The sequence below is a fragment of the Bacillus sp. AP8 genome (assembly GCF_000321185.1).
GTDB classification, from domain to species: Bacteria; Bacillota; Bacilli; order Bacillales; family DSM-1321; genus Bacillus_AD; species Bacillus_AD massilioanorexius.
In genome coordinates this window covers 46578-55917 of the sequence record NZ_CAPG01000062.1, presented here as the reverse complement: position 1 = coordinate 55917, position 9340 = coordinate 46578, and the positions used below count along the sequence as shown (strand labels likewise).

Genomic DNA, 9340 nt, shown 5'->3' with positions numbered 1-9340 from the left:
AAAGCGAAAGCGGCAGCGTTAGCGAAGCAGAAAGCCAAAGAACAAGAGTCAGAAAGAGAGGACTCAACAGATGAAAAAGCCAAAGCTCTAGCATTAGCTAAGGCCAAAGCAGCGGCAGCAGCAAAAGCGAAAGCGGCAGCGTTAGCGAAGCAGAAAGCCAAAGAGCAAGAGTCAGAAAGAGAGGACTCAACAGATGAAAAAGCCGAAGCTCTAGCATTAGCTAAGGCCAAAGCAGTGGCAGCAGCAAAAGCAAAGGCAGCAGCATTAGCGAAGTCAAAAAAGGAAAGCAGAGAAACGACTTCTGACAGTTCTGTAGACGAGAAAGCCAAAGCGGTTGCCGACGCAAAGTTGAAAGCGGTTGCAGCGGCAAAAGCGAAAGCAGTAGCGTTAGCCAAAGGATCCAAAACTTCCATTTCAACAGAAGTAGAAATGGAGGATTCTCCGAATCAGCCATTGTTAGATAAATATCTCCATTTAATTGAGAAACATATAGGAGAAAACAAAATAGAGGAGAGTTATATTAATAGGCTATCTAAGCATGTACCAACCTTGGTAGCAAAACCTGAATCATATTTTGATATTGCAAGCCTATTAAAACATCATGACCAACTTTTATTTAATTATCTCTCTGAGTTACACGGAACGGACTATGAATCCTATTTCGAAATTTATGTATTTTTATATTCATATGCGTTTAAACAATCAGTTGTATTAAAAGTCAAACTGGATCATGACCACCCCGTTATTACTTCTTTAGTTTCACTTTGGGAAGGGGCAAATTGGCCTGAGTGTGAAGCATATGATCTTTTAGGCATTCAATTTACAAATCATCCTAATTTAAAACGTATTCTTTTAGGAGAAGAATGGATTGGATATCCGCTAAGAAAAGATTATGAGCCGTATGATGTGGAGGTGTAACAGATGATACGCACAGAAGAAATGCTATTGAATGTAGGACCTCAGCATCCTAGTACGCATGGTGTTTTTCGTCTGGTTGTAAAAATAGACGGTGAAATTATCACTGAGGCAACACCTGTTATAGGCTATTTACATCGAGGTACAGAAAAGCTTGCTGAAAACCTGCAATATACTCAAATTATCCCATATACAGATCGATTAGATTATTTATCAGGTATGACGAATAATTATGTTTTATGTCATGCTGTGGAAACAATGATGGGTCTAGAGATACCTGAAAGAGCGGAATATTTGCGTGTTTTAACGATGGAACTTGGCAGGATTGCTAGTCACTTAGTATGGTGGGGAACGTATTTATTAGATTTAGGAGCAATTAGTCCATTTCTCTATGCATTTAGGGAAAGAGAGATGATTCTAAATCTTTTAAATGAATTATCAGGAGCTCGTTTAACCTTCAACTATATGCGTGTAGGTGGAGTAAAGTGGGATGCACCAAATGGATGGATTGAGAAAGTACGGGATTTTGTTCCGTATATGAGAGAACAGTTAAAGGGTTATCATGAACTCGTTACTGGAAATGAAATTTTTATGAGCCGGATTAAAGGGGTTGGGATATACACGAAGGAAGATGCATTTCATTATTCTCTAAGTGGTGCCAATTTAAGAAGTACGGGTGTAGACTATGATCTACGAAAAGATGCTCCGTATAGTATTTATGATCGCTTTGATTTTGATATTCCAACGAGAAGTGAAGGAGATGCGTGGGCTCGCTATCATTGTCGTATAGAAGAAATAGAGCAATCTCTTCGAATTATTGAGCAAGCAGTTGAGCAATTTCCGGTTGATGGGCCAATAATAGGTAAAGTTCCAAAGGTCATAAAGGCTCCTGCGGGAGAAGCTTTTGTGAGAATCGAGGCACCTCGAGGAGAAATAGGTTGTTATATTTCGAGTGTTGGGAAAAAAGAGCCCTACCGTCTAAAATTTCGGAGACCATCCTTTTATAATTTGCAAATTCTCCCGAAGCTTTTGGTAGGTGAAAATATCGCTAATTTAATTGCCATTCTAGGAGCAATTGATATTGTTCTAGGGGAGGTAGATGGCTAAAATGATAGAAAATTTAATACATTCACAGGCTGGTATTATGAATTTTATGGTGTTCTTTGTACTAGCAACAGCTTTCTTATTAGTATTATTAGGCTTTGTTACATTCGCGATTCTATCGGAGCGTAAAGTAATGGGATTTATGCAGTTACGTTATGGACCTAGCCATGTTGGAGGGCGTTGGGGACTATTACAAACAGTAGCAGACGTATTAAAGCTTTTAATTAAAGAAGATGTTATACCAAAACTAGCAGATCGCCCATTATTTATTTTGGCACCTGTTATTGCTTTTGCTCCTGCTTTTATGGTGTTAGCGACGATTCCATTTACAGATCGCTTTCAATTTGCTGATATCGGAATTGGACTACTATATTATATTGCCGTATCAGGTGTTACGACAGTAGGAATCGTAATGGGAAGCTGGGCTTCAAATAATAAATATGCTCTTTTGGGAGGCATGCGAGCTGCTGCTCAGATGATATCATATGAAATTCCACTTGTTATGTCAGTAGTTGGTATCGTTTTGTTGACAGGAAGCTTAAATTTAAATGAAATTGTAGCTGCTCAGGAAAATTATTGGTTTATTGTTTTGCAACCATTGGCTTTTATTATTTTTGTGATTGCGTCAGTTGCCGAGTTAAATCGAACGCCTTTCGATTTGCCGGAAGCCGAATCAGAGCTAGTAGCAGGCTTTCACACTGAATATTCAGGTTTTCGCTGGGCGTTCTTTATGTTAGCGGAATACGTATATTTATTTGCAATGAGTGCTTTAACCACGGTTTTATTTTTGGGTGGTTGGCTGCCACTACCGTTTCTTGATTTTATTCCGGGAGCCATTTGGTTTGCTCTGAAGTTTAGTATTGTAGTGTTTGTATTAATATGGATTCGAGCTTCATTCCCGCGAATACGAGCCGATCATTTAATGGAGTTTGGTTGGAAGGTCTTGCTTCCATTAGCATTAGCAAATATCTTCCTAACAGCGATTATAAAAGAACTGTTAAAACTCATATAGTGTAATCGCATTATAGATAAGGGGTGGAAAAATGCTTGGACTTGCTAAAGGTTTAAAATATACGCTAAAAAACTTATCAAGGAAAAAGGTTACATATGGATATCCAAATGAACCGCTTCCTTTACCAGATCGTTTTCGTGGAATACAAAAATTTTATCCAGAAAAATGTATTGTTTGCAATCAGTGCGTCAATATCTGTCCAACGGATTGTATTAGCTTAACCGGGAAAAAACATCCAGATCCAACAAAGAAGGGCAAGATTATTGAAACATACGATATTAATTTTGAAATTTGTATTCTCTGTGACCTATGTACAGAAGTTTGTCCCACAGAAGCGATTATTATGACGAATAATTTTGAACTCGCTGAATACAGCAGAGATCAGCTTTTTAAAAATTTAGAATGGTTGGATGAGAACGACACGAATCTTAGAAAGGAGAATTAAATATGAACCTTTCTGGAGAAATGATCGCCTTTGTTCTGCTAGCTTTGGTAGCTATAACCGGGGGATTATTACTGATTTATTTAACAAAAGTAGTTCATATGGTTGTTGCTGGTGTATTTAGTTTCATTAGCATCGCTGGCCTCTATGTCATGCTGTCAGCTGAGTTTGTGGCAGGTGTGCAAATTTTGATCTATTCTGGTGCCATTACCATCATGATGTTATTTGGAATCATGCTGACGAAGCAACATGATCGCGATGTGGAAAAGACAAGTACACTTCGTAAGCTGTTTGTATTGATAGGGATTATTGCATTTGCTGTGATCGTCTATTTAGGAATATATCGATTAGATATTCCGTATGAAGCAGTTCCACTACATGAAGAGAATACGAAACAAGTGGGCGTAGAATTGTATTCTAAATATGTAATCCCATTTGAGCTAACGTCAGTTCTGTTATTAGTTGCATTAGTCGGAGCTGTTATATTAGCTAAAAGAGAAGAGAAAGAGGAGGCAGAGAAATAATGCATTCTGTTCCACTTTCAGCCTATTTAGTTCTAGCGTTGATATTATTCTGTATAGGGCTTTATGGGGCATTAACAAAAAAGAATATTGTAATTGTTTTATTATGTATTGAGTTGATGTTAAATGCTGCGAATATTAACTTAGTTGCTTTTAGTAAATTTGGAATAGCTCCATCTATTACTGGGCAGGTATTTTCGTTGTTTACGATTACAGTAGCTGCAGCTGAAGCATCTGTTGGGTTAGCTATCTTAATAGCTTGGTATCGTAATCGAAAATCTGTGAAGATGGATGAAGTTAATACTATGAAAAACTAGCTATAAAGAGCAATGAGAGATTAATAGAACACGATCAGAAGGGGATTTGATACGATGGAGAATGCTTGGATTATTCCGCTACTCCCGCTACTCTCGTTCTTGTTCCTTCTTCTATTCGGTAAAAGATTAAAAGAGTCGAGTGCGTATGTAGGGATAATACTGACACTAGGTTCTTTCATCTATTCTTTGTTGGTTCTCTTTGAAAGATTTACACAACCAACTTATAAAACCGAAGCCATTTGGCTAACAATAGGGGATGTACAAATAACAGCGGGTTTTGAAATCAATCAATTAAATGCATTGATGTTAGTAATCGTTTCACTCGTTAGCTTTCTCGTTCATACATATTCCAAAGGCTATATGCATGGAGATGAACGCTTTCCAGTGTTTTATGCGTATTTAGGTTTATTCACATTTGCAATGCTAGGTCTAGTAATGACACCTAACTTACTACAATTATATATTTTTTGGGAGCTTGTGGGTCTGGGTTCTTTTTTGCTGATTGGCTTTTATTTTTATAAGCAGGAAGCAAAAGCAGCTGCTAAAAAGGCTTTTATCATGACTCGAATTGGTGACGTTGCTTTATTAATCGGGATGCTTATATTATTTTGGCAAGTTGGAAGTTTTGAATATGACGTGATTTTTCATGCCGTCAGTGCCGGGTCTATGTCTAGTAGCATGATTACTTTAATTGCTATCCTTATTTTTATAGGGGCGATAGGTAAATCTGGACAATTTCCTCTTCATACATGGCTTCCAGATGCGATGGAGGGTCCTACCCCAGTTTCAGCGTTAATTCATGCTGCTACCATGGTTGCGGCTGGTGTTTACTTAGTGGCCAATATGTTTCCACTGTTTTCAGCTAGTGAAGCTGCTCTAATGACAGTTGCGATAATTGGCGGTTTCACAGCCATATTTGCAGCTACCATTGGTATTGTTCAAAAGGACATCAAACGTGTGCTAGCCTATTCAACGGTTAGCCAGTTAGGTTATATGATGTTGGCCTTAGGTTCAGCAGGCTATGTTGCGGGCGTCTTTCATTTAATGACGCATGCTTTCTTTAAAGCATTATTATTCTTAGCAGCAGGTAGTGTAATCCATGCTGTCTCAACTCAAAATATCGATGAAATGGGTGGGCTATGGAAAAAGCTTAAGTATACGGGGCCGTTATTTTTAATCGGGACATTAGCTATTTCAGGAGTACCACTATTCTCAGGATTTTTTAGTAAAGACGAAATATTAATAGCTGCGTATAATCATGGTCATTATGTTTTGTTTGCAATCGCCTTATTGACTTCTTTTTTAACTGCTTTTTACATGTTTCGCTTGTTCTTTATGGTTTTTGCTGGTGAAAATCGTAAAAAGGTTCAATCTGTTCATGAATCACCACGTTCTATGATTTTTCCTATGATTCTTCTAGCCTTGTTAGCAATAGTCAGTGGTTATGTTAATACACCTTGGTTTGGAACCTTTCTAGGAGATTGGCTAGTAGAAGGAAATGCAGCGTTAGGAGATGGGCATGTTGATGGACCTTTTTGGATCATGATTGTTGCTACCATTCTTTCATTGATGGGTATTGTTCTTGCGTATCTCATTTATGTGAAGAAGAGTATTTCCAATGACTGGCTCGGAGGAGAGGAATCTGTATTTTATAGCTTATTCGCCAACAAATACTATATTGATGAAATGTATGGTTATACCGTCGTCCCACTAACAAAAGGGATTGCATGGTTCTTATCGTTTATTGATAAGTACATTGTTGGAGGAATCGTGTATTTAGTAGGGTATCTTGTCATGTTATTGGGGAGAATGGGATCGAGATTTCAAACGGGGCAAGTCCAACAATATGGAGTAGTGGCCTTAGTCGGACTCGCTATTTTATTAGTCGTTTTCGCGATAACAGGGGGGTATCTATAATGAATGATTGGTTATTACCATTTTTAGTTTTCTCTCCGTTACTCGGTGTTGTCATTTTGCTGTTTGTTTCTAAAAAACAGGAAACGCTAATAAAAGTTTTAGGAATTCTAGCGACTCTCCCTGCTTTATGTACAGCAATCTATTTATTTATCCAGGAAAGAATAGGAACAGATCTTCAGCTTTATGATTTAACTTTAAATTGGTTTCAATTTGGTAATTTTAAAGAATATGATCCCAACCTTTTCGCTGTTGACTTTGAACTAGGAATTGATGGATTATCTCTCGTCATGTTGTTACTAACGGCTGTATTAACAACTCTAGCTGCTATCGCTTCCGTAGTTATAAAGAAAGAATGGAAAGGATATTTCATCCTACTTCTAGTTTTACAAGTAGGAATGTTAGGTGTATTCACAGCTGAAAATATGATTCTATTCTTTTTATTTTTTGAAATTACTCTAGTTCCTATGTTTTTTTTAATCGGTAAATGGGGTTATGTCGAAAAGGAAAAAGCAGCATATAGCTTTCTAATTTATAATGGGCTAGGATCAGCTGTTTTATTAATTGTTATTATGATTCTGTTTGCTAAAACAGGAACGAGTAACATTGATATGCTACAAAAAATAATTTCTCATGGTGGAGTATCGTTAATTTCCAATATATCAACAGAATTAAAGTATGGTCTATTACTTGCTGTCGTTATTGCTTTTGGTGTTAAGCTTCCTATTTTTCCTTTACATACTTGGATGCTACGTGTTCATGTCCAAGCGCCACCAGCTATTGTTATGCTACATGCCGGTGTACTTTTGAAAATTGGTGCATTTGGGCTGATTCGATTCGGAATGGGAATCTTTTCACAGCAATTCAAGGAAATCGCTCTGTATATCGTTATATTAGGAATTATCAATCTTTTGTATGGAGCGTTTTTGGCTCTAATTCAAACTGATTTGAAAAAAGTTCTCGCTTATTCCTCTATCTCTCATATGGGAATTGTTTTAATTGGTTTAGGTGTTTTAAATGAAGCAGGAATACAAGGTGCTATTTTTCAAGTGGTTTCGCACGGCTTAATAGCAGCGTTACTATTCTTTCTCGTTAATATTATGTATGAGCGAGTCCAAACGACTGACCTTACTGAAATCGGTGGAATGGCTAAAGTGATGCCTATTTTTTCAGGGTTCTTATTAGCGGCAGGAATGGCTTCACTGGGACTACCTGGGATGTCTGGTTTTATAAGTGAATTTATGACATTTTTAGGCTTGTTTAAAGAAGAACCTATAATTGGAGCTATTGGTACTCTTGGTCTAATCTTAACTGCTGTATATGTATTAAGAGCGATTCTTTCTATTACATATGGAGAGAAAAATCTACCAAGACCAAGAATGACAGAGGACATCCAATCGATTGAATGGACTCCGCTAATTGTGTTAATGGGACTCATTATCGTAATTGGCGTGTATCCTTCTGTTTTATCTGAGCCTCTTAATGAAACAATGAAGTTAATATTATTAGGATTAGGAGGATGATGATCGATGGATATAAAGACTTTACTTTCATACAATTGGGGAGTCATGATGCCAGAGTTCATCATCCTAGGTGTTGCGACTTTATTGTGCTTAATCGATTTATTTATGCCATCAAAGGCTAGTCGTCGTTCATTAGCATGGATTGCTATTACAGGAGTTTTACTAGCCATCATTTCGTTAGTAGGATTGTTATCCATAGAATCTACTTCCATTTTACATGATACATTTATGCTGGATGCGTTCGGCAAGGCATTTAAATTACTATTATTGGTTGGAGCCGTTTTGGTACTTCTTCTTGCTCAAAGCTATCGTCCGGTTGAAGGGATGAAGGAAACAAGAGGAGAGTTTTATTATTTAATTCTTACAGCTTTACTAGGTGGAATGGTGATGACCTCGAGTGGTGATTTTATAACACTATTCGTAGGATTGGAGTTACTAACTATTTCATCTTACATACTTGCGGGAATTCGAAAACATCATTTACAAAGCAATGAAGCGGCAATGAAGTATGTTATAAGCGGAGGTATTTCAACGGCCTTTACACTATTTGGAATGAGTTATTTATACGGGCTAACAGGTACGACCAACTTATCCGAAATGGGAACAATATTGGAACAGCTTTTAGAGAGCCAATACCAGTACCTTTTAGGAATTGCATTTTTTATGATAGTTGTAGGTTTAAGCTTCAAGATTGCTACCGCGCCATTTCATATGTGGGCTCCTGATGTGTATCAAGGATCACCAACACCTGTTACGGCTTTTTTAAGTGTTGTATCTAAGATAGCAGGTTTTGTTATTGTGCTACGGATTATACTTGCTTTATTTTTAAATGCACCAGGAGATGTACAAGGTGTATTTGGCTTTATGGATGAGAATAAGATTTATATTGGCTTCCTAGCGGGCATTACGATGATACTTGGAAATGTTATTGCACTTCGTCAAAAGAATATTAAGCGCTTATTAGCATATTCAAGTATTGCTCACGCAGGTTATTTATTAGTAGCCATTGCTACATTAGGCTATTTTACAATGAGCACGGTATGGTTTTATCTATTAGCCTATGTATTTATGAATTTAGGAGCATTTGCTGTCATTCAGTATATTTCGCAAACAACTAATTCAGATGAAATTGCCACATTTGCGGGTCTGTATAAAAGGGCACCATTTTTGGCAGTAGCATTTACAATCTTTTTACTTTCCCTAGCAGGAATACCAGGAACGGCAGGCTTTATTGCTAAGCTTAATATTTTTCTTGGAACATTTGCAGTTGATCCGAGCCATTACGTATTAGCGGGAATATTAATTGCTACCACGGTTGTATCTTATTTTTATTATTTTGGTGTAATGATTCAAATGTTTTTCCGCCCAGCTTATGAACAGAAAGGTTTAAATCAAATTAAAGTTCCTGCCAGTATAGTAATTGTCCTTGTCGTTTGTATTGTAGGTACAATTGGGTTTGGGCTAGCGCCGGGAGTAGCATTTGATTTCCTTCATGGACATTTCGGAGACTTCGAAGACTTCCTGAGGTAAGAAGAAATGCGGAAGTACCTTGTTCAGCCCCGCCCAGCATAAGGAAGGTCGGCTAGAAGGTT

General features: G+C 37.5%; 9 protein-coding genes. All 9 read left to right on the top strand.

All coding sequences use genetic code 11. From position 1 onward, the window contains the following. Positions 1–918 (top strand): NADH-quinone oxidoreductase subunit C (locus BN349_RS15230; protein WP_019243193.1); only part of this gene is annotated, 918 nt, incomplete at its 5' end. Positions 919–921: 3 nt separating this feature from the next. Beyond that, on the top strand, positions 922–2022 hold the full coding sequence (locus BN349_RS15225; protein ID WP_019243192.1) for an NADH-quinone oxidoreductase subunit D: 1101 nt from the start codon (positions 922–924) through the stop codon (positions 2020–2022). Position 2023: 1 nt separating this feature from the next. Further along, complete coding sequence (gene nuoH, locus BN349_RS15220) at positions 2024–3031, top strand: NADH-quinone oxidoreductase subunit NuoH (RefSeq protein WP_026089335.1); 1008 nt, start codon at positions 2024–2026, stop codon at positions 3029–3031. A gap of 31 nt (positions 3032–3062) precedes the next feature. Beyond that, positions 3063–3476: an NADH-quinone oxidoreductase subunit NuoI gene (gene nuoI / locus BN349_RS15215; protein ID WP_019243190.1), complete on the top strand. Its 414-nt coding sequence runs from the start codon at positions 3063–3065 to the stop codon at positions 3474–3476. A gap of 2 nt (positions 3477–3478) precedes the next feature. Continuing rightward, a complete protein-coding gene (locus BN349_RS15210; protein ID WP_019243189.1) occupies positions 3479–3997 on the top strand; it encodes an NADH-quinone oxidoreductase subunit J in 519 nt (172 codons plus the stop codon). After that, positions 3997–4311, top strand: a complete 315-nt coding sequence (gene nuoK, locus BN349_RS15205) for an NADH-quinone oxidoreductase subunit NuoK (RefSeq protein ID WP_019243188.1) — start codon at positions 3997–3999, stop codon at positions 4309–4311. The genes BN349_RS15210 and nuoK overlap by 1 nt, the downstream gene beginning before the upstream one ends. A gap of 54 nt (positions 4312–4365) precedes the next feature. After that, positions 4366–6228: an NADH-quinone oxidoreductase subunit L gene (gene nuoL, locus BN349_RS15200; protein WP_019243187.1), complete on the top strand. Its 1863-nt coding sequence runs from the start codon at positions 4366–4368 to the stop codon at positions 6226–6228. Then, the gene (locus tag BN349_RS15195) at positions 6228–7748 is read left to right on the top strand and encodes an NADH-quinone oxidoreductase subunit M (protein WP_019243186.1); all 1521 of its coding nucleotides are present in this window, start codon (positions 6228–6230) and stop codon (positions 7746–7748) included. The genes nuoL and BN349_RS15195 overlap by 1 nt, the downstream gene beginning before the upstream one ends. Positions 7749–7754: 6 nt before the next feature. Continuing rightward, complete coding sequence (gene nuoN, locus BN349_RS15190) at positions 7755–9278, top strand: NADH-quinone oxidoreductase subunit NuoN (protein ID WP_019243185.1); 1524 nt, start codon at positions 7755–7757, stop codon at positions 9276–9278. Positions 9279–9340: the final 62 nt, after the last annotated feature.

Coding starts and splice junctions, on each gene's coding strand:
- nuoL (WP_019243187.1), top strand. CDS start 4,366: ATGGAGAATGCTTGGATTATTCCGCTACTCCCGCTACTCTCGTTCTTG.
- nuoI (WP_019243190.1), top strand. CDS start 3,063: ATGCTTGGACTTGCTAAAGGTTTAAAATATACGCTAAAAAACTTATCA.
- nuoH (WP_026089335.1), top strand. CDS start 2,024: ATGATAGAAAATTTAATACATTCACAGGCTGGTATTATGAATTTTATG.
- BN349_RS15225 (WP_019243192.1), top strand. CDS start 922: ATGATACGCACAGAAGAAATGCTATTGAATGTAGGACCTCAGCATCCT.
- nuoK (WP_019243188.1), top strand. CDS start 3,997: ATGCATTCTGTTCCACTTTCAGCCTATTTAGTTCTAGCGTTGATATTA.
- BN349_RS15210 (WP_019243189.1), top strand. CDS start 3,479: ATGAACCTTTCTGGAGAAATGATCGCCTTTGTTCTGCTAGCTTTGGTA.
- BN349_RS15195 (WP_019243186.1), top strand. CDS start 6,228: ATGAATGATTGGTTATTACCATTTTTAGTTTTCTCTCCGTTACTCGGT.
- nuoN (WP_019243185.1), top strand. CDS start 7,755: ATGGATATAAAGACTTTACTTTCATACAATTGGGGAGTCATGATGCCA.